Here is a 20,278-nt window from a genome sequence, read left to right as displayed (position 1 = left end):
ATGCAATATATAAGCTGCCTGTGCATTTGTACGTAGGCAGCGGAAAACTATGAGTAATGAAAAGCAGAATAAGACGCGGGCTAGTCTCTAGCTACGTTGTTTCGCCCGATACTCCGTAGGACTGACGCCTGTCTCTGCGCGAAAGCGGTTACTGAAATGACTGCTAGAGCCAAAACCGCATTGTAATGCAATCTCGGTCATATTCAGAAATGACTCCACCAGCAAGTGGCGCGCCTGGGTAAGACGACGGTTCAGCACATAGCGATGTGGTGGGTAGCCAGTGGTTTGTTTGAACATACGGGCGAAGTGAAAGTCACTCAGGCCGGTGACGCCCGCCATGTCTGTTAGCGTAAGCGGTTGGTTCAGGTGATGCTCAATAAACTCCACCACGCGTTTTAATTGCCATGTAGGCAGGCCACCAGTGGGGCGCAAAGTCGGCAGGCGGCGCTGGCTGTAGTGGCGTAGAGTATGTATCAATGCCGTTTGGGTGGCGGAATCCAGCGCTATTTGATCTAGAGGGTCTTGCCAGTTGCTCTGGCCAAGGGTAGTGCAAAACAGCTGAGTGAGCAGGGCGTCCTCGGCAAAGTCGATTTCGTCCAGTTGTACACGTTGGCCATCTTTATCCCATACCTGTTCGATCAACTGGCTCAGGTGAGTGTCGCTGAAATAGAAATGCAGATGTGAGATAGGCCCGCGTACTTCCCAATTGGTGTCCAGGTTGGCGGGCATTAAACACACGCTGTTGCTGGTCGCGCTGGCAATGGTTTGTGAACCCTGCCAGCGCAGGGAGTTCTCTGCACCGTTAAGATAAACGCTCAGAGTGTGGTGGTTTGAGTGAATGTTCTCAATACGGTCTTTTAAGTTACTCCAACGTGCCAGCGCCATGCCGTTTTTTAGCTGGGTGCTACTCACCAGACGCGCCTGCGTCTGTCTCATCCTGGGATAGTGGTTCAAGGTATCGGTGAACATTGGCGGCTCCTGGGCACTTCGTTAACAGTACTCAGGCTCAGTTCGAAACTCAATCCAACGGATCATTCAACCGCAAGAATAGACAAACAAGGGCAATCGCTGGCAAGCCAGTCTGTACCTTGGAAGCGACACTATGGCTGACGCTAACCACTCAGGGAAGGGCAAGCCATGAATAGCTTTTTATATATCTCAACGGTTCTGATCTGGGGATCGACCTGGTTGGCTATTGCCTGGCAAGTGGGCGACGTGGCGGTGCCAGTCTCGGTGTTTTACCGCTTCCTCATCGCTGCGCTGGTGTTGCTGGGCGGGCTTGCGTTGTTTCGCAGGCGTCAGGCTCTGCAAGCCAGGGATCATCTTTTTTGCCTGTTGCAGGGTGGCTGTGTGTTTGGGCTGAATTTCTACTGCTTCTATACCGCTGCGGGTTATCTACCCAGCGGCCTGATTGCTATCCTGTTTTCGATGTCGATACTGTTTAATGCGGTCAATGGCTACCTGTTCTTTCGCACACCGGTTCCGCGGGTATTCTACCTGGCGTTGGCCCTTGGTCTGCCGGGTATGGCGCTGATTTTCTGGCAGGATCTGGTCACCGTTGAGGCTACGTGGGAACTGCTGGGCGCCATTGGCTTGGCGTTGCTGGGCACCTACGGGTTTTCGCTGGGTAACATGGTGTCGGTCAGGCACCAGCGGCGGGGTCTGAAAATCAACACTACCAACGCCTTTGCCATGCTGTATGGGGGAGTGCTAATGGGGTCGATTGCATGGTCGCAGGGGGCCAGTTTTAGCCTGCCAGCGGAACCGAGATACTTGGGAGCCTTGGTTTATTTGGCGGTAATAGGCTCGGTAGGAGGCTTTGGTGCCTACTTTATGCTGGTTGGCCGGATTGGTGCCGGTAAAGCGGCCTACGCGACGGTATTGTTTCCTTTGGTTGCGCTGGCGCTGTCAACGGTGTTCGAGGGTTACCAGTGGCATGCGGATGCACTTATAGGGTTAGCAATGATTGTGAGTGGCAACCTGCTGATGTTTAATGCCCATGGTTTAGTCTGGCGGTGGCTACAACCCGCTTAGTTGATAAGGGGGGCGCCGCTATTCACTTAAAGAGGCACTGCCACGGGTGGTTAAAGTTTACGTGTCTGGGCTTATAGTTACTGCTATATATTGTTGAATACTGGAGTGTAAAATGTCAGGAGTAGACATCCGTCAAGCGACCATTGAAGACTCGGCTTTAATCCATAAGTTTGTCGTAGAACTTGCGATTTATGAGAAAGCAGAGCATGAAGTATTAGCGACAGTCGCGGATATAGAAAACGCTTTGTTTGGTGCCAACACGACTACGAAAGCCGTTATTTGTACCTTTAATAACGAACCTATTGGTTTTGCTGTTTATTTTTTCAATTTCTCAACATGGCTTGGTAAGCATKGGTTATATCTTGAGGATTTGTATGTTTCTCCTGAACATAGGGGCGTTGGTGCTGGTAAAGCGCTTCTGAAACATCTAGCTAGTATTGCTGTATCGAAAGAGTGCGGTCGTTTTGAGTGGAGCGTACTTGATTGGAATGAACCGGCTATCCAGTTCTATGAGTCAATAGGCGCAAAGCCGCAAAATGAATGGGTTGGCTACCGATTGGCAGGCAAAGCGCTCGAAGAGTTTGCTAGTAGATAACTGTAAATAACCATGAATTCTGCAGGTATGGTGAGKATTCATACCGCTGAAAGGAGCCATCAATGTTTGCAGTCACCTCAACCCAGCATGTTCTTGCGGTCAAGGATATTGAGCGTATCGAAAGCTACTTTCTCGACAAGCTTGGCTTTTCTGTCCAATTTCGCGTGGAGGGTTGGTCGTTTTTCAGCCTTGGCAGTTTTCATATCATGTTAGGCCACTGCCCTGATGAAATTTCCGCTCGTGAAACGCAAGAACATTCGTACTTTGCCTATGTGAACTGTGTAGGTATTGACGAAATTTATAATGACTATCAGGGCCGTGGAGCTGATATTTTTCAGGCAATTGCTGGTAAATCGTGAGGCATGCGTGAGTTTGGTGTCACAACTCCCGAGGGGTATAAAATCATTTTTGGTGAAGATATCGAGCCACCAAAAAACACATAAATACTCTCTGCCCGGTCAGCTTTTTTCCATCGCCGCGTTTCATTGTTGTAGGAAGCTAAATACCAGCAAAAGTGGTGTATCCCGTGGTTCCAGACGAAGCAAGACAAGCGCAGTCCATCGTTGAAGACGTGCATGGTGAGTCGATTGTGGGTATTTATCTATTTGGTTCTGCTGTTACCGGTGGCTTAAAGCGTAATAGCGATGTCGATATTCTGGTGGTTGTTAATGATTCGCCAACCCATAAGCAGAGGGAAGCCCTCATTGCCCAGCTAATGAAGGTCTCTGGGACGATTGGAAATGCACAAGCTACCAGGCCAATAGAGCTGACGGTTATCACAGTCTCTGATGTTGTGCCCTGGCGGTTTCCGCCTCGTGCGGAACTTATATACGGTGAGTGGTTGCGGGATGAATTCGAGGCAGGGCACATCCCGAAACCAGCCTATGATCCTGACCTAGCGATTGTTCTGAAAAAAGTGGTCGATAATAGCCTGCCGCTATATGGGATCAATGCCGCTGAGGTGCTTGAGCCAGTGCCAATGGCTGATATCCAAAGAGCGATTCGTGATTCCTTGCCTACGTTGCTGTCAGAGACAGCAGGTGATGAACGCAATGTGGTCTTAACCTTGTCTCGCATGTGGCTAACGGCAGCAACGGGTGAAATTGCTTCAAAAGATGTCGCGGCTGAATGGGCAAAAGGCCAACTAGCAAAGGAACACGCAGCTTTATTGGACTACGCTAAGCAAGGTTACCTCGGAAATATTGAGGATCGCTGGGACGAGAAGCAGTGGGAGTTCAAAGCGCTCACCTGCTGTCTGCGAAAATCTATTGAGGCGTGTCTTGGTACCTGGCAGCGAGAAGGTTCTGACGATCAGAATGAATATTGCTGAAAACAGCTCACTCATCGTGCCGGTTATGGCAGATATTGCCAACAAGAAAATACATCGGAGCTTGTCGATTTCGCTCACTCTCGAACGACTAGGTAATAGTTTGACCATTCGAGTGCAGCCCAGTTTTGGGGCAGCAGCTTTCGTGAGGGAATTGATGATGATTACTATGTATGGATTTGGAAAAGTAACGTCACAGGTAATTGGGATTACAAGGGATTTACGTGTGCTGTGGGCGCTGGAAGAGTGCGAATTGCCTCATCAGGTTCATGGGCTCGATGACGTTGCTGGGGAACTACATGGCGCTGATTATTTGGCAATCAACCCATTTGGTAAAGTGCCAGCTATCGATCATAACGGCGTGATTATTTTTGAATCAGGCGCCATTGTTATCTACTTGGCGGAGCAATCAGGAAGACTTCTGCCAACGAGCGAACCAGAGCGCATCAAAGCCCTGCAATGGACATTTGCTGCGCTGGATACAGTTGAACCACCCATGACCCAAATTGCGGTGATTGACTTATTTGAAGCAGATGCAGAGTGGGCAAAATTGCGACGTCCAGCGCTCGTAGAGATGGCTAAGAACTATCTTGAGGTCATCAATGATGTGCTCATCGGCAAGCATTATTTGCTTGGCGACCAGTTCACCTATCCAGACATTTTGATGGTTGCTGCATTAAGTCAGGTACAGCATACAAACCTTCTAGATATGTTCCCTAATGTGACGGCCTACTTAACGCGCTGCCATGATCGGCCTGCGTGGCATAAATGCCTTGATGCATACAATCGCCGTTTGGCCGTGTAAGTAGCCCTTACCGTCTTGGTGAAGATAGTTAGTGCTGGTGCGACTCGAAGTCGCTCATGAAACACATAGGAGAGTGAGGTAATGGCAACCACTAAACAGCCGCTGCCAAGTATCGTATCTTCAGAAGAGTGGAAATTAGCGCTGGATCAGCTTCTTATAAAAGAGAAAGCGCTGACCCGAGCACGCGATGCTTTGAGTGCGGAGCGTAGAAAGCTACCCATGGTGAAAGTAGCAAAAAACTACGAATTCCATGGCGACGAAGGCCCCATATCCTTCCTTGAATTGTTCGGTGGGCGTCGGCAGCTCATTGTTTATCATTTTATGTACGCGCCTGATTGGAAAGCGGGGTGTGACGGGTGCTCGTGGGTTGCCGATGCCATGACTCACCCGGCTCATTTACATGCTCGTGATACTTCGCTGGTAATGGTTTCACGGGCTCCTCTAGAGAAAATCAACCAGTACAAAACGCGTATGGGTTGGACGATTCCCTGGTACTCGTCGTTTGAGAGTGACTTTAACTATGATTTTGGGGTGACGACAGCGGATGGAGAAAGGCATGGAGCCAGTGTGTTTCTCCGCGACGGAAACGACATATATCGCACCTATTTTACCGGGGCGCGTGGGGTCGAATATTTAGGTAGCTTCTGGACGTACCTGGATTTAACACCTTATGGTCGCCAGGAAACGTGGGAAGACTCTCCAGACGGCTGGCCTCAGACCAAGCCATATGAATGGAACCGCCGCCATGACGAGTATGATGTTTAAGAATACTGGCGCTCGCCAAAAGGGCAGGCGCGGTTGGTCAGGCCATTCTCGTTAAAGGTGGCTACAACCACGGCAATCCTTTGCCGCGTCCCGCTTCCTTCCAATTGACACTGTTACTGTCCATCTATTAACCGTTGTTTCAAACCAGCTCACGCTTCTCGCGCTTAGCCACGCGAATATCTTTGACGGTAGCAATGCCAATTACCGCCAAGATGACAAGTGAGATCAGCGGCCAGATCAGTACATATAATGCCAATATAAAGGTTTGCATATGCTCTCCTATTGTCTCGCTGGTGCGTAATGGCGCACCAGTTGATGAAGTGATTTCGGCTTATTTCAAAGAGCTCGCACAGGGCTTAGGCCTGAGCAGCAGGCTTGGCCGGATCGTAGTTGATCACTTTCTGATCGATCTGTGAGAAGTCGAACTTGCTCGAGCTCATCAGGCTGACCGCGATGCAGACAGCCGTGCTAACGCCGTAGGCCATCAGTGACGCCAGCAGCACTGTGTAGTCGCGCAGGAAGCCAATGCTGAAGTAGGCCAGCACGATGGCGCTGAGTGCGCCGAAGATCACACCGACCCGGCGCCCACAGAAGCCGAAGGCCATCAGACCGAGCACCACACCACCACCTACGGCAGCGAGTAATTCGAATAGCCCTCCGACCACGCCGACCAAGGGCAGCAGCTCAAAGCGTGCGACGCAGAACATCACCAGCCCCGCGATGACCGCAGAGGTGAAGGCCGTATTGGTGACTCGATCCCAGAAACAGCTGGCGATGACCGGAAACACAATCGCCCCCCAAAGTGCGCCAACGAAGACCAGCATGATCAGAATATCCATCGAGAAGCTGGCGAGAATCACCCCGATCAGCGTTGCGACGACCATGGTCAGCCTGCCGATAAACAGCATCTTGGTGGGATTAGGTTTGTTTTTAGCAATGTTCTTGCCATATACATCGGCCATCACAATCGCTGACATGGCGGAAAGATCCGAGTCGGCGGTAGAAGAGAGCGAACCGATTACCAGGATAAAGAACAGCGCGATAAACACCGGCGAGAGGTACATCGAAACCATCTGCGGGATCAGGTTGTTCATGTCGCCATCGATGGGCTCCATGCCGGTCATCAATGCCATCAAGCCGATCATGCCAAGGCCAATGACAATGGCACCGTAACCAATGGTCGCGGTGATGAAGGTTGGTTTTATATGGTCTTCACGCACGGCGAATAGGCGCTGGGAAATAGTCTGGTTGCCAATGGCGTAGGCCAGCACCGCTACAAAGAAGGGCGCACCCTGATTGAGGATCGCGTCCATCGAGAACAGGTTGGCTTGTTCTGGCGTAAGAAGACTCATGCCATCTGACAGCGTTTCTGGGCCGCCGAGGGCGAACATCACCGCTGGAATAATCAGGATGGCCACGGCCATCATCGCCATTAGCTGGGCGAAATCCGTCAGCACCGAGGCGCGGAAACCTGACCACAGCGTATAGGAGAGCACCCCGACCCCGGCAATCACCACACCGGCCTGGAACGAGAGTGGTGAAAGCACCGAGACCAGCGCGCCGGAAGCCGTGAAGTTCACCATCAGACTGATGATGCTACCCAGAATGTTGGAGGAGGCGAGAATCAACTGGCTGGAAGAGCCGTGCCGGGCATGGATAAGCTCGCCCAGGGTGTGAGCATTGGGCGCCAGTTTGCGAAAGCGGCGGCCAAAGGGGTAGATGAACAGAATCATCAGCGCACCCCACAGCCCGTAATGCAAAGGGCCGGAAATGCCGTAGGTATAGCCCGAGGTAGCAGCGCCGTAGAACGAGGCTGCCCAGATCCAGGTGGCGGTCATGCTGGCAGCGCCAAGGCCAAAGCCGATCTGGTGATTAGACACCATAAAGGCGTCGGTATTTTCCTTTTTCTTCTTAATCAGCAGGGTCAGCAGGTAAGTGCCGCCGTAAAAAAACGCCAACAAGGCGAGCACAGTCACGGTCGAGAATTGATAGAAATTTTCTTCGTTCATTGAATACCCATAGGCTTTGCAGCCCTAGCATCCTAAATAGCAACCACAGTTCCCTTGAAGGAGTGGCCGCGACAGGACGTAAGCAAAAAACAGAACATCTTTCTAGGTATGTCTGTAGCGAGATGAGATCGCGGTTGGCGATCAGGTCGTGCAAGTGTCAGGCGTTGGAAACGCCTTAAATAGGGAGGCAGATGGATTTCCACAGTGAATCGCAACAAAGCGCTGGGGGAGTCGATCCGGAGGGCTACCCTACGCCCTTAAGCGTGAACAGTACAGGTGAATACCCGCTGCACCGGGAATCGGGTGCGCCGTGCGCTTAAAAGGCTTCAGGCATGTTCAGCACTAATGTACCAGCGAAATGTAGCAAGTTTCGGGTCGGCGCCAGGTAAGCGGCTTCTTATGATCCTCGCTGTTGATGGGGAGGTTTCCCTATCTGTGAACAATGATGGAGATTACAAAGATGAATGCACTCGAAAATAAAGTCGCCATTGTTACTGGTGCCAGCGCAGGTATTGGCAGAGCGACTGCCCGGCTTTTCGCTAGGGAGGGAGCTACTGTCGTGGTAGCGGCCAGAAGAGAGTCAGAGCTGGAGGTGCTGGTCAGCGCTATAAAAGAGGAGGGTGGCCAAGCGTTAGCGGTTGCTGGCGACGTAGGTGATGAGTCTTTCGCCAAAAAGCTTGTTGACGAGACACTCGCGCGGTTTGGTCAACTGGACGTTGCGTTTAACAACGCAGGCATTTTAGGCGCGATGGGGCCGGTGCCCGAGATGTCATTGGCTGATTGGAATCAGGTAATCACGACTAATTTAACAAGCGCTTTTCTGGCAGCTAAGTATCAACTGCCTGCCATGCGGTCGGCTGGCGGTGGCTCGTTAATTTTCACTTCAACATTTGTTGGCTATAGCGCCGGAATGCCTGGCATGGCGGCTTATGCGGCCAGTAAAGCGGGACTAATAGGGTTGACGCAGGTGCTCGCCTGCGAGTATGGCCCTGATAACATTCGGGTGAATGCGTTACTGCCGGGGGGAACGGATACCGCTGCAGCCAGGGAGTTTGCCAACACTCCCGAAGCGTTAGCGTTCGTAGCCAGCCTGCATGCAATGAAGCGGACGGCAAAGCCTGAAGAGATTGCTCAATCCGCCCTCTACCTGGCTTCAGATGCATCCAGCTTTACGACCGGAACGGCACTATTGGCAGATGGTGGAGTATCAATAAATCGCGTCTGAATATAGGGCCTCACTCTGACTATAATCAGGATTAGGGGCCTTGAGCTATGCAGCAGCATGCCACAGGCAGCCCGTTCTGAAGGAGGGGCTGCCCCTTTTGATTGGAGTACTGTTAATTGCCACACTAAACATAGGATACAAAGAGCTATGACATCTCAGTTTAAAGCAACGCTTCTTCGTCCCGCCAAGCAGGATAGCGATAATTCATGGGCTTTTGTCGTGCTGCCCAAAAGCGTGAGTGAGAAGCTCCCACGGCGAGGCAGGACAACGGTAGAGGGCACTCTCAATACTTATGCCTTCCAGGCTACTCTTGAACCGGACGGCCAATTGAGCCATTGGTTGCGGGTAAGTAAAGAGCTGCTTGAATCGGCAGGCGTTAACAGTGGCGACGATGTCACCTTTGAGATTACGCCTGTAGAGCAGGAGCCTGAACCCGAGGKGCCCGCTGATTTGCAGGATGCCCTTGCAGAGTCTCCAGAAGCTCAAGCCGTTTGGAGCGATACCACGACGATTGCTCGCCTGGACTGGATTCATTGGATTACGTCCGCCAAGCAGTCCAAGACTCGAGCGAAGCGGATTCTCGATGCTTGCGACATGCTTGCTTCTGGAAAGCGCCGCGTTTGCTGCTTCGATCCATCTGGCTATTACAGTAAAGCGTTTAGCCCACCTAAAGCTAAAGCGGCCGACTAGCGCTGTAGCCTCTGCATTGCCGTTCAGATTCCGCGCTATATGGAAGACTTGTAAGTGATGAGCCGCCGCCAAAATCGGCCTAATCAATGCCCTTCCTTAGAGCATTGCCGCGGCTCCAAACTTTCATTCCGATAATTTAAAAAGCAGTCAAAGTAGGCTCCTACAACACACTGTTGGGCTCAGCCTGATAGGCTTTATGGAGCAAACTGATGAGTGGTGTTGCTTCTTCAAAAACAGTGGTAGCAATGGCAGTGACTGCGATCCCGGGKGTCCATGAATTCATCACCGCGGCACCGGACAGTTCCGAAAGACGAACAATGGTGATCTCCTCATGGCGTTGGGCAATACCAAGGCGGTTCAGTTGGCGTTGGACGATGCTCATCATGGTGCCCTGCAACATTGTCGCCTGGGGCCAGATAACCGTCTCCCCGTCCCAAAAAACAAGGTTCCAGATGGTTGCCTCGCTCAATCGCCCATGGCGGTCGACAAAGGCTGCATCGTCGAAGCCCTGGCGCAGAGCTTGATGTAGATAGTAAGTTTTGCCCGCCTCACCAACGTGCTTAATAGAAGCCAGAGGTCGCTCGTGATCTACCTTACTCAGCCTCAACGGCCCTTTAGGGCCATTAGCCGCTGCGCTGCTACGGACGAGTACGTCTGGCTCTGCATCCATGCTGGCCGCGGTGAATTCACCGTGACGGGAGAAGAGAGTAACCGTTAATGACTGGTCTTTCGGGCCTTCATCAATAGCTGTTTTGATGTAGGAGATTAGCTGCTCTTCGGGAAGCATCTTTCCAAAAAACTCTTTTGACGCTTTCTGCAGACGGGCAAGATGAAGATCTAGCCCTTTGACCTCTCGATCTCGTACCTGCATGGCCGTGAAATGGGCAAACCCTGCAAAGGCTAGGGGGATCAGCTCTGAAAGAGTGGCTGGTTGCCCATTAATATGGGCCTGAAAATTGCTGGCGTTAGTGGACATGGCATTGACTCCTGATTGAATTTGCAGTGAGGAGCCACTACCCTAAACCCTAACAGCGCTGTAAGAGTCAATAGAGTGAAATGAAAATAGGAGAACTGGCTAAACGCACCGAAGTCAGCATTCGCATGCTGCGCTACTATGAAGCGGAAGGCCTACTTAAGCCAACGCGCGCCGCCAATGGCTATCGTCATTATGGGCAGGGTGAGATCCGTACTGTCGAGCGGATCAAACTGCTCGGTTCAGCAGGCATGACTCTGGCAACCATCAAGCAATTCCTACCGTGTGTGAGAGGGGAGGGCCCAGTCTTCGAGCCCTGTGACGAACTACGCAATGTCTTGCACGAACAAATTGAGTTTGCCGACCAGAAAGCAGCCAAACTGGCCCAAAGCCGTGCCATTTTAGAAAGTTTTCTGTTCGATATAGAGCGGCAATGAAACGGTGGACAGCGGAAATTCCAAGGGGCATGTAACGCTTAAGCCATTGCGTACTCGCTTGGAGGGCTAGTCAACAGAAGAGCCGGGAGTTTCACTCACCCCGGCTCTCCTTCTACCAGGCTGGGCGTTGTGTGCGTGGCCCAAATGACAACACAAGCAATGTTCCCAGGCTGGTAGTGATCAGGGCTAATAGAGGGCCACCTAAAGCGCCGAGGTAATCCACTAATATACCACCGCCTATGGCGCCACTGGCGATAGCAACCTGAAAGGCGGCAACTATCAAGCCCCCCGCAGCTTCAACCTGATCAGGTGCGGCGCGAACAATCCAGGCTTGAAATCCGATGGGAAATGCGCCGAAAGCAAACCCCCACAATGCGATAGATACAGCAGTAACGCTGGCCAGACTACCCGCGAACAGTAGCGTAATGGTGATCGCAATAATGAGTGCCCCACCAAAGATAATGGCGTTGCGCTCGCTACGTTCTGCGATAAATGCACCGGCGAAATTGCCAAAAAAACCACCAATACCAAAGCCGAGCAGTACCGCAGAGATTGCACTGACGGATAGCTGCGCCACCTCTTCAAGGAGCGGTCGTATATAGGTAAATCCGGCAAAATGGCCTGAAATCATCAGCACTACGGCTAGCAGCACAACGCGAACCTGCGTGCGTTTAAGCAGTTGGAAGAGAATGCGCAGGCTTGGATTGTCTTTTGGCGGCATAGCGGGAATGGTGAAAAGCTGAGTCACGAGCGTTATCAGACTAAGGAAACCAGCGGCAATAAACGCACTTCGCCACCCCCAGAGACCACCGATATAGGCGCCCAGAGGCGCTGCACAAACGGTAGCGACAGATACGCCGGTCAGAACAATAGACATGGCGCGTGCAAACAGATTGTCGGGCACCATGCGCATTGCCAGAGCAGCGGCCATCGACCAGAACCCTCCCAAGGCAATTCCCAGCAGTACTCGAGCAAAAATTAAAACAAAAAAGCTATTCGCCGTCGCTGCCAACGCGTTGGAAATGACGAGCAGCAGCGATAAACCAAGCAGCACAAACCTACGATCAAAATTGCGGGTCAGGAGTGGGATTGTTAGCGCGGCAAGCGCAGCCACTGCAGCAGTAGCCGTGACGGCTTGGCCCGCGGCGCCAACGGAGATGTTGAGATCCGCTGCCATGGCCGTCAGCAGGCTGGCCGGTAAAAATTCGGCAGTCACTAAACCAAAAACCCCCAGCGCGAGGCTGACAATGCCCATCCAATTGGCTGAGGTAGGTTCAGCGGTGGGTGTTGCTGTTAGTAATGACGGGCTGGCGGAGCAAGTAGTGTTGTTCATTGCAGGCCTACTAAAGTGTTAGTTGAAGCTGCAGTGTAAAGTTAAGGTTTTGGCTTTTCTATGATATAAAAAACGTAAAGCATGACTATTTGTCCAAACCGAGTTCATTAATATGCGCGACACCTTAACTGAAATTCTGCTCGGCCTGCGCCTTGAGGGTGTGGAGTATGGACGATGCCTGCTGCGCCCCCCTTGGGCCGTCGCAACCCCTGCCCAGCCAGCAGCACATTTTCATTTTGTGGCGCAAGGCGGGTGCTGGTTGCGTACCGAGACAACCGAGTGGACATACCTGAACGCTGGCGATGCGGTGCTCTTTCCGCGCGGAGCTTCCCACGTCATGGCCAGCTCGCAGGACGTGCCTGCAGTGGGTAAGGCTACGTTGGCTCGCAGGCCGGTCTCTGAAAATATTTATCTGGTGAACAGTGGAACCAAAGAGGGCGATATTGAGCCGGATGTGCTTTTCTGTGGCGCCATGCACTTCAACCTCGACCCACTACATCCACTGATCGCGATGATGCCTGACATGATGCGCGCTAGCGATTTGGCTAAACGTGACCCATCGGTACCTGCTTTACTGGAGGCAATGGAGCGAGAAATTAGCCTGGATCGGATCGGTGCCTGCGGCATACTTGCCCGTTTGGCCGATGTGCTGGCCGCCAGTATTATTCGCGCTTGGATTGAGTGTGCCTGCAGTGACGACTCCAGCGGTTGGATTGCCGCCGTGCGCTGCCCACAGCTAGGCAAGGKGCTGGCAGCCATCCATACACAACCGGAGCGCGATTGGTCAGTCGCCGAGTTAGCGGATGTCATGGGGGCTTCGCGCTCAAGCTTTAACGATAAGTTCAGCCGGATGTTAGGTGTGACTCCCGCCAAGTATGTGGCGCGGGTAAAGATGTTTCAGGCTCGACAGTGGATAGCCCGGGACAATATGCGCATCGCCGTGGCCGCGAACCGGCTTGGCTATGACTCCGAAGCTTCATTCAGTCGCGCGTTCAAACGCATTATTGGACACCCGCCGAGTGAAGCACGTGAAGCAGAGATCTTGTGACGGTTAAAGTTTTGCTTCAACACCCGGTGAAGTTGCTGAACGGCTTTCCGATGAGATACTTGAGCAAGCACAGTCTGCGTTTACGCAAGGTATAAATATGGCCGCCGCAGTAAGTGGTGTCACCCTTTTGGCGCTTATGTTGATTAAGTCGGACTTCCAGGTTTAAAAGGGGGAACGGTTATAAATTGCTGGTTAAGCATTAAAAAAAGCCGTGTGCTCGGCCAGTACTGCTAAGCCAATTCCGATTAGCACAATACCGCCGATAAGTTCTGCCCAGTGACCGACAAACTTGCCAAGCTTATTGCCCAGAAAAGTGCCTATAGAGGCCATTACCGTAGTAGCGAGGCCGATAGCTAGGCTGGTGGCGATTATATTGGCATCGACAAAGGCGAGGCTGGCGCCCACGGCCATGGCATCAATGCTGGTTGCCGTGGCGGTCAACACCAATAACCAGAGCGTCTGTTTGCGATGCTCTATCTTGTCTTCCTTTTTGAGCCCGGCATGCATCATGTGAAGGCCGATAAGCGTCAGCAGGGTAAAGGCCACCCAGTGATCCCAGGCTTGCACATACTGCTGGGATGCCTTGCCCGCTACCCAGCCGAGTACTGGGGTAATGGCTTCGATCACACCAAAGACCAGGCCAATACTGATGGCGTGACGATMCCGTGGCTTTTGCAGCTCGGCGCCTTTGCTGATGGAGGCGGCGAAGGCATCCGCCGACATGGATACGGCCAGAAACAGCAGGGTAATCGGTGTCATGGAGTGTGAACTCGCTCGCTGGAAAAGTACCGCGCACATTTACCCAGTGGCAGAGTAGTAATACTATGCTTGAGTGTAAGAGTCGGGTATTCAATAGCGATGAATCCTACCACGATTTATTAAACAAACAAGACAGAGCTTTAAAAATAAAGTTTGTAATAGTGAACTATCATAGCCTTGGCTAACAATGTGTGTGTTAGCTGATTTTGTTTGCTTTTAATATACTTGTGTGACTTTTGATAAAGATGTGAACCTATTGTGTTCGTCATGTTTGATGACGTTGTGATGTGCTTTTAAGGTTAAAGATTTATAGTTATCTATAGCGTTATTGTTGTTGGTGATTTAGTTGCAGTGATTCAAGATTAAGTAGCTTGAAGTTATAAAAGACTAAATAGCCATTTATCAGAATCATCGGGAAAACCAGAGGCCGATCACACTGGAAGTCATGCAGTCTGCGGAGCTGTTCCCGCTGCCCGCAGTTGAATGACGTCAGCGCGAGGTGGCGCGCCGAACATGCGGCTATATTCGCGGCTGAAGTGTGAAGGGCTTTCGTAACCCACACGATAGCTGGCGGTGGCCGCTTCCAGTCCTTCGGCCAGCATTAGTCGCCGGGCCTCATGCAAGCGAAGTTTCTTCTGGTACTGCAGGGGCGACATGCGAGTGACTTGACGGAAACTGTGATAAAGCGTCGATTCGCTCATGTTGGCTGCATCTGCCAGCTCACGGATCTTAAGCGGCTGGGCAAAGTGCTCTTTAAGGGTGTAGATAACCTGCGCAATCCGATTAGCCTGGGAGTCCGAGGCGGCAAACCGGCGCATATGTGGCCCCAATGCGCCCATTAATGCCCGGTAGATCAGTTCCCGCCGGGCCAAGGGCGAAAGCACCTTAATATCTTCCGGGGAGTCGAGCAGGCTTAATAAGCGAAAGAGTGCGCCCTGCATACGGGCATCCATGGGAGCCGACTTTAATCCGCAGTCCATCTCGGAACAGATAGCATCACTCCCCGAGAGCGGTGCCTTATCACCCAGTTCCAGTATCAGCCCCGCTACTTCCTGAGGATCCACAGAGACTTTTACCGCCAGAAAGGGTTTTTCTGGGGAGGCATGGTCAATCCTGCCTACCACTGGCAAGTGAACGGCGCTCGCCATGTAGCTGGGGCCGGTGTATACGATCTCTTTGTCACCTAGTAACACAGTCTTGCTGCCTTGAATGACAAAGCACAGGCACGGTTCATAGACGGCGCAGTGAAAACTGGAAGGGGCGTCAGTGCGCACCAATTGAACTTCGGCAATCGCCGTGTCCTGAAGTGCTTCAAGGGGCGACCAGCGGCGGACGACTTGGCTCAATTGCTGCGGCAGGCTGTCGCTGAATTGGGTGATCTGTTCAGGTGCGATAACGGTCACGGGCTCTCCTCCTTAACAGTTTGCAGTATATGCCCTCGCTTGAGGAATCGAAGGTTTTTCGGCTGGTTTTGCAGAATCAGGCAAGCACCCCGTAGAAACCGACAATTCGCACCAAGTGTCATCACGTTGTCATCGTGCCTATGCACCGAAATAGGTCGTTATCTCGCCTCACCCTCTTATTTAAGCTTTTACCCGCCACGACAGAATTAGGCAATCTTCCCGCAGGAACCCGATACCTCTCCCACGCCCCCTTCACCTATGTTAGCTGATATCCGGTCGGTGCTTGGTCTCTGGTCGAATCTGGCGCTGCTCAACCGACTACATAACTACCAACGCGTTACCCATCTATATAACGAACGCCGCTACCGGATGCCGGTAGCCAGGGGAGCAAGTCATCATGGGAAGTTTGTCTCAAAGAGCCCGCTTTGCAAGCAGCCGAGCGGTGATCCCGTTTTTGCTAATAACGGTCTTACTAGCCGGCTGTGAAGCCAAAAGCGAGGAAGCGGCAGCGCCTTCGCCGCCACCAGAGGTTGACGTAGCGGAAATCGAAGCGCAGCCGGTGGTGCTGAGCGAGTCATTCACCGGGCGGGTAGAAGCCGCAGAAACGGTGGAGTTAAGAGCCCGGGTTAGCGGCTATATCCAAGAAGTGGCCTTTGAAGAGGGCGAACTGGTAGAGCAAGGAGACCTGCTGTTCCTGATCGACCAGCGCCCTTATCAGGCGCGTATAGGTGCCGCTCAAGCGGATCTTGCCCAAGCCAGGAGCCAGCTGGCTCAGGCTGGCAGTGAAGCCGAGCGTGCCCGGGTGTTGCTGGGGCGTCAGGCCATTTCTCAAGAAGTACATGATCAGCGTCAATCGGCGCTAAACAACGCACGCGCTATGGTAGATGCCGCCCAAGCGGCGTTAGATACCGCCGAGCTCGACCTTGAGTACACCCGCATTACCGCACCGGTCGGTGGCCGCGTCGGCCGGGCCATGGTGACCCGGGGTAATCTGGCCAATGCCGATCAGAGCCTGCTGACCACGCTGGTAAGCATTGATCCGGTACACGTTTACTTTGAGGCAGATGAGCAGGCCGCGTTTGCCAGTCAGACACTATTGACCGTTGACGCGACGGATAGCCTGACCATCGAGCTGGGCGGCGACCCGCAGCGGCAGTACACGGGCACCCTGGACTTTATCGACAACCGTTTAAACCCCAACACGGGCACTCTGCAATTCCGGGCGGTGCTGGCCAACCCGGAGGGTCGCATTCGGCCTGGAGAGTTTGCACGGGTCGAAATGCCGGTCGCTCGTTTAGAGCAAGCATTACTGGTCGACCGTAAGGCAGTGCTGACTAATCAGGATCGCCGCTACGTCTATGTCGTCAATGAGAATAACCTGGCAGAGCAGCGCCAGGTGACCACAGGGCGGCAGGTGGCAGAACGAACCGTTATCACCGACGGGCTTCAAGCGGGTGATCGAGTGATCGTCAATGGTGTGCAAAAAGTGTTCTTCCCCGGAATGGAAGTGAGCCCGCAAAGCGTAGCGGCCGCCCCGGCGGCTGATGGCCCTATTTCCGACGACCAGCCCACCATTGCGGCCAGGGAGGAGTAAACCGTCATGAATTTCTCCCGTTTCTTCGTTGACCGACCGATTTTTGCGGCGGTGCTGTCGATCATTATTCTTGCGGTGGGGCTGATCTCTATTCCCAACCTGCCGATCAGCGAGTACCCCGACGTGGTTCCTCCCTCGGTTGTGGTGCGCACGGTCTACCCTGGTGCCAACCCGAAGGAGATCGCCGAGACGGTAGCGACGCCGCTGGAAGAAGCCATCAATGGCGTCGAGGACATGATGTACCTCAAGTCTGTTGCGGGTTCTGATGGCGTACTGCAAATGACCATCACCTTCCGTCCCGGTACCGATGCTGAGCAGGCTGCTGTTCGCGTACAGAACCGCGTTAGCCAGGCAGAGGCTCGGTTGCCGGAAGCTGTACGCCGCCAAGGCGTCACCACCCAGAAACAGTCACCGACGTTTCTGATGGTCGTTCACCTGACTTCTCCCAGTGGTGAATACGACACTCTCTACCTACGTAACTATGTGCGGCTGAATGTTCGTGACCGCCTGGCCCGGCTCGAAGGGATTGGGGATGCGCAAATCTTCGGCGGAGGTGACTACGCCATGCGAGCATGGCTGGATCCCGATCGGATCGCTGCCCGCGGCCTAACGGCCAGCGATGTGGTGGGGGCTATGCGAGAGCAGAACGTCCAGGTGTCCGCTGGGCAGTTGGGAGCCGAACCCATCGCGGATAGTGATTTTCTCACCCTGATTAACGCCCGTGGGCGGCTTGAAACGGTGGAAGAGTTTGGTGACATCGTGCTGAGCCGCGGCGACAGCGGCGAGATACTCAGGCTTGCGGATGTGGCTCGGCTGGAAATGGGCGCCGGGGACTATACGCTGCGCTCGCAGTTGGACGGCAACAACGCGGTGGGGGTGGGAATATTCCAGGCACCGGGTGCCAATGCGCTGGATATCCGAGAGCAGGTGATAGCCACCATGGAGGAACTGTCTGAGCAGTTCCCGGAAGGTGTTGAGTACGAAGCCGTCTACGACACTACGATCTTTGTTAATGACTCTATAAAGTCAGTGATAGCCACCTTACTTGAAGCCGTGCTGCTGGTGGTGTTGGTGGTCACGCTGTTCCTGCAGACCTGGCGTGCTTCCATCATCCCATTGCTTGCGGTACCGGTCTCGGTGATAGGCACCTTTGGCGCGCTCTACCTACTGGGTTATTCCATTAACACGCTGACCCTGTTTGGCCTGGTGTTGGCCATCGGTATCGTGGTGGACGACGCCATCGTGGTGGTGGAAAACGTGGAGCGGAACATTGAGGAGGGCCTAAAACCTCAGGCCGCCGCCCATCAGGCCATGAGAGAAGTCTCCGGGCCTATCATCGCGGTGGGGCTGGTTCTGTGTGCGGTGTTTATCCCCATGGCCTTTCTCTCGGGGGTGACCGGTCAATTCTATAGCCAGTTTGCGGTGACGATTGCCATCTCCACGGTGATCTCCACCATCAACTCGCTGACCCTATCGCCTGCGTTGGCAGCGATGCTACTCAAGCCCCATGACGCGCCCAAAGATCGCCTCACCCGAGTGATCGATAAGCTGTTCGGCTGGATTTTCCGTCCTTTCAACCGTTTCTTTAACGCCAGCTCCAACAAATACCAGGGCGGCGTGGCTCGCTCCCTGAAGCATCGTGGCGCGGTGTTTGTGGTCTACGCGCTGTTGTTGCTGGGCACCGGCGTGATGTTCAAGGCGGTGCCACCCGGCTTTATTCCAGTGCAGGACAAGCTTTATCTGATCGCGGGCGTCATTCTGCCGGAAGGCGCGTCGCTGGAGAGAACCGACCAGATGCTTCAGGACGTCGTGGACATCGCCATGGAGACCGAGGGCGTGGAGCACGCCATTGCCTTTCCCGGCCTGAACGCGCTGCAGTTCACCAATACCTCCAACACCGGGGTGGCCTTTCTTACCCTCAGCGCCTTTGGTGAGCGCAGCCTTAGCGCAGCGGAGATAAACGCCCGCATTAATCAGGGCATTGGCGGCCTGAAAGAAGGCTTCGCATTCTCCTTCATGCCACCGCCGATTCTGGGGCTAGGCAATGGGTCGGGCTTCCAGCTGTTCATCGAGGATCGCGGCAATCTTGGCTATGGGGCGCTGCAGCAGGCGGTGAACCAGCTCCAGGGGGCTATTTCGCAAACACCGGGAATGGGCTTTCCGATCAGCAGCTATCAATCCAACGTGCCGCAGCTGGATGCCGAGGTGGATAGGCTGAGGGCCAAGGCTCAGGGCGTGCCGTTGACCGAGCTGTTCGACACTCTGCAGACCTATCTTGGCTCGACCTATGTGAATGACTTCAATCGCTTTGGGCGCACTTGGCAGGTGATCGCCCAGGCGGACGCTCCCTACCGGAGCAGCGKGGAAGATATCGCCCGCCTGCGCACCCGCAACGACCAGGGAGAAATGGTGCCTATCGGCACGATGGTGAACATCACGCAAACCTTTGGACCAGACCCGGTGCTGCGCTACAACGGCTACCCAGCAGCAGACCTAGCCGGCGAATTTGACCCCCGCGTGCTTTCTTCCGCCCAGGCGATGGACGCCATCAACGCTCTGGCGGAAGAGGTGCTGCCGCCGGGCATGGCGCTGGAGTGGACTGACCTGAGCTACCAGCAATCCACTCAGGGGAATGCGGCGCTGGTGGTCTTCCCGCTGTCGATTCTGCTGGTATTTCTGGTGTTAGCGGCCCTCTACGAGAGCTGGACGCTACCGCTGGCGGTGATTCTGATTGTGCCCATGTCGATGCTGGCGGCGTTGATTGGTGTCTGGTTTGGTGGGGGTGACAACAACATCTTCGTGCAGGTGGGGCTGGTGGTGCTGATTGGCTTGGCGTGCAAGAACGCCATCCTGATCGTGGAATTCGCCCGTGAGCTGGAACTGCAGGGCAAGGGCGTAGTGGAAGCGGCCCTGGAAGCCTGCCGACTGCGGCTGCGGCCGATCATCATGACCTCGATTGCCTTCACGGCGGCGGTGTTACCTTCGGTAGTGGCCACTGGCGCAGGCGCCGAGGTGCGGGCAGCGCTGGGAACTGCGGTGTTTGCCGGCATGATCGGCGTCACCCTGTTCGGCCTATTCCTCACGCCGGTGTTCTACGTGGCGCTGCGCAAGTTGTCAGGCCCACTGGTCAGCCATCACAGCACTTCTTTAGACGCCGATCAGGGTAATTTGCCTGAAGGTAGCCATGGTTAAAAACGTTTAGTTCTGCTATAAAAATCCACTGCTCCTCTTTCACTAATCAATTGGGCAGTGGGTTTCCCCTTTCCGGTTAAACGGCTGCC

At 53.7% G+C, this 20,278-nt stretch carries 19 protein-coding genes; 12 read left to right on the top strand and 7 right to left on the bottom strand.

Features of this window, described 5'->3' with window-relative positions:
* Positions 1 to 87: 87 nt before the first annotated feature.
* On the bottom strand, positions 88 to 969 hold the full coding sequence (locus HALO_RS17500; protein ID WP_035577371.1) for a helix-turn-helix domain-containing protein: 882 nt from the start codon (positions 967 to 969) through the stop codon (positions 88 to 90).
* 168 nt (positions 970 to 1,137) lie between these two features.
* Here HALO_RS17500 and HALO_RS17495 point away from each other — a divergent pair, with 168 nt between their 5' ends.
* From HALO_RS17495 to HALO_RS17470, 6 genes are all read left to right on the top strand, one after another.
* Positions 1,138 to 2,034 (top strand): DMT family transporter, encoded by an 897-nt coding sequence (locus tag HALO_RS17495; protein WP_035577374.1) that lies wholly within the window; start codon positions 1,138 to 1,140, stop codon positions 2,032 to 2,034.
* A 112-nt stretch (positions 2,035 to 2,146) separates the two neighbouring features.
* Positions 2,147 to 2,629: a GNAT family N-acetyltransferase gene (locus HALO_RS17490; RefSeq protein WP_050713763.1), complete on the top strand. Its 483-nt coding sequence runs from the start codon at positions 2,147 to 2,149 to the stop codon at positions 2,627 to 2,629.
* Positions 2,630 to 2,691: 62 nt separating this feature from the next.
* A complete protein-coding gene (locus HALO_RS17485; RefSeq protein WP_231896740.1) occupies positions 2,692 to 2,988 on the top strand; it encodes a VOC family protein in 297 nt (98 codons plus the stop codon).
* A gap of 167 nt (positions 2,989 to 3,155) precedes the next feature.
* Positions 3,156 to 3,959 (top strand): aminoglycoside adenylyltransferase family protein, encoded by an 804-nt coding sequence (locus tag HALO_RS17480; protein WP_231896739.1) that lies wholly within the window; start codon positions 3,156 to 3,158, stop codon positions 3,957 to 3,959.
* Positions 3,946 to 4,761 (top strand): glutathione S-transferase family protein, encoded by an 816-nt coding sequence (locus HALO_RS17475; protein WP_081899032.1) that lies wholly within the window; start codon positions 3,946 to 3,948, stop codon positions 4,759 to 4,761. Before HALO_RS17480 ends, HALO_RS17475 begins: the two co-directional genes overlap by 14 nt.
* Positions 4,762 to 4,842: 81 nt before the next feature.
* A complete protein-coding gene (locus tag HALO_RS17470) occupies positions 4,843 to 5,526 on the top strand; it encodes a DUF899 domain-containing protein (RefSeq protein ID WP_035577380.1) in 684 nt (227 codons plus the stop codon).
* 139 nt (positions 5,527 to 5,665) lie between these two features.
* Here HALO_RS17470 and HALO_RS23570 read toward each other — a convergent pair whose 3' ends face one another.
* Together HALO_RS23570 and HALO_RS17465 are read right to left on the bottom strand one after the other, a co-directional pair.
* Entirely contained in the window at positions 5,666 to 5,797 is a 132-nt protein-coding gene (locus HALO_RS23570; RefSeq protein WP_222425819.1) for a putative transporter small subunit, read from the bottom strand.
* Between the two features lie 85 nt (positions 5,798 to 5,882).
* Positions 5,883 to 7,535: a sodium:solute symporter family protein gene (locus HALO_RS17465; protein ID WP_035577382.1), complete on the bottom strand. Its 1,653-nt coding sequence runs from the start codon at positions 7,533 to 7,535 to the stop codon at positions 5,883 to 5,885.
* Between the two features lie 460 nt (positions 7,536 to 7,995).
* Here HALO_RS17465 and HALO_RS17460 point away from each other — a divergent pair, with 460 nt between their 5' ends.
* The gene (locus tag HALO_RS17460) at positions 7,996 to 8,760 is read left to right on the top strand and encodes an SDR family oxidoreductase (protein ID WP_035577384.1); all 765 of its coding nucleotides are present in this window, start codon (positions 7,996 to 7,998) and stop codon (positions 8,758 to 8,760) included.
* Positions 8,761 to 8,907: 147 nt separating this feature from the next.
* Positions 8,908 to 9,450: a YdeI/OmpD-associated family protein gene (locus tag HALO_RS17455; RefSeq protein WP_050713761.1), complete on the top strand. Its 543-nt coding sequence runs from the start codon at positions 8,908 to 8,910 to the stop codon at positions 9,448 to 9,450.
* A gap of 160 nt (positions 9,451 to 9,610) precedes the next feature.
* On the opposite strand, the gene HALO_RS17450 is transcribed toward HALO_RS17455, so the two are convergent.
* Complete coding sequence (locus HALO_RS17450; protein WP_035577389.1) at positions 9,611 to 10,426, bottom strand: aminotransferase class IV family protein; 816 nt, start codon at positions 10,424 to 10,426, stop codon at positions 9,611 to 9,613.
* Positions 10,427 to 10,506: 80 nt separating this feature from the next.
* Between HALO_RS17450 and HALO_RS17445 the strand changes: the two genes are divergently transcribed.
* The gene (locus HALO_RS17445; protein WP_035577392.1) at positions 10,507 to 10,860 is read left to right on the top strand and encodes a MerR family transcriptional regulator; all 354 of its coding nucleotides are present in this window, start codon (positions 10,507 to 10,509) and stop codon (positions 10,858 to 10,860) included.
* A 112-nt stretch (positions 10,861 to 10,972) separates the two neighbouring features.
* Here HALO_RS17445 and HALO_RS17440 read toward each other — a convergent pair whose 3' ends face one another.
* Positions 10,973 to 12,193: an MFS transporter gene (locus HALO_RS17440; RefSeq protein WP_035577395.1), complete on the bottom strand. Its 1,221-nt coding sequence runs from the start codon at positions 12,191 to 12,193 to the stop codon at positions 10,973 to 10,975.
* A 112-nt stretch (positions 12,194 to 12,305) separates the two neighbouring features.
* On the opposite strand from HALO_RS17440, the gene HALO_RS17435 reads away from it, so the two are divergent.
* Positions 12,306 to 13,241, top strand: coding sequence for an AraC family transcriptional regulator (locus HALO_RS17435; RefSeq protein ID WP_050713760.1), 936 nt, complete (start codon positions 12,306 to 12,308; stop codon positions 13,239 to 13,241).
* 192 nt (positions 13,242 to 13,433) lie between these two features.
* On the opposite strand, the gene HALO_RS17430 is transcribed toward HALO_RS17435, so the two are convergent.
* Positions 13,434 to 14,000: a manganese efflux pump MntP gene (locus HALO_RS17430; protein WP_050713759.1), complete on the bottom strand. Its 567-nt coding sequence runs from the start codon at positions 13,998 to 14,000 to the stop codon at positions 13,434 to 13,436.
* Positions 14,001 to 14,443: 443 nt separating this feature from the next.
* Positions 14,444 to 15,403, bottom strand: coding sequence for an AraC family transcriptional regulator (locus HALO_RS17425; RefSeq protein ID WP_035577401.1), 960 nt, complete (start codon positions 15,401 to 15,403; stop codon positions 14,444 to 14,446).
* A 397-nt stretch (positions 15,404 to 15,800) separates the two neighbouring features.
* Here HALO_RS17425 and HALO_RS17420 point away from each other — a divergent pair, with 397 nt between their 5' ends.
* Positions 15,801 to 16,997: an efflux RND transporter periplasmic adaptor subunit gene (locus HALO_RS17420; protein WP_035577402.1), complete on the top strand. Its 1,197-nt coding sequence runs from the start codon at positions 15,801 to 15,803 to the stop codon at positions 16,995 to 16,997.
* A gap of 6 nt (positions 16,998 to 17,003) precedes the next feature.
* Positions 17,004 to 20,189, top strand: a complete 3,186-nt coding sequence (locus HALO_RS17415) for an efflux RND transporter permease subunit (RefSeq protein WP_050713758.1) — start codon at positions 17,004 to 17,006, stop codon at positions 20,187 to 20,189.
* The last annotated feature ends 89 nt before the right edge of the window (positions 20,190 to 20,278 follow it).

Origin of the sequence: Halomonas sp. R57-5 (assembly GCF_900070345.1) — a bacterium.
GTDB classification, from domain to species: Bacteria; Pseudomonadota; Gammaproteobacteria; order Pseudomonadales; family Halomonadaceae; genus Vreelandella; species Vreelandella ventosae_B.
This window is presented reverse-complemented; position numbering and strand designations above follow the sequence as displayed.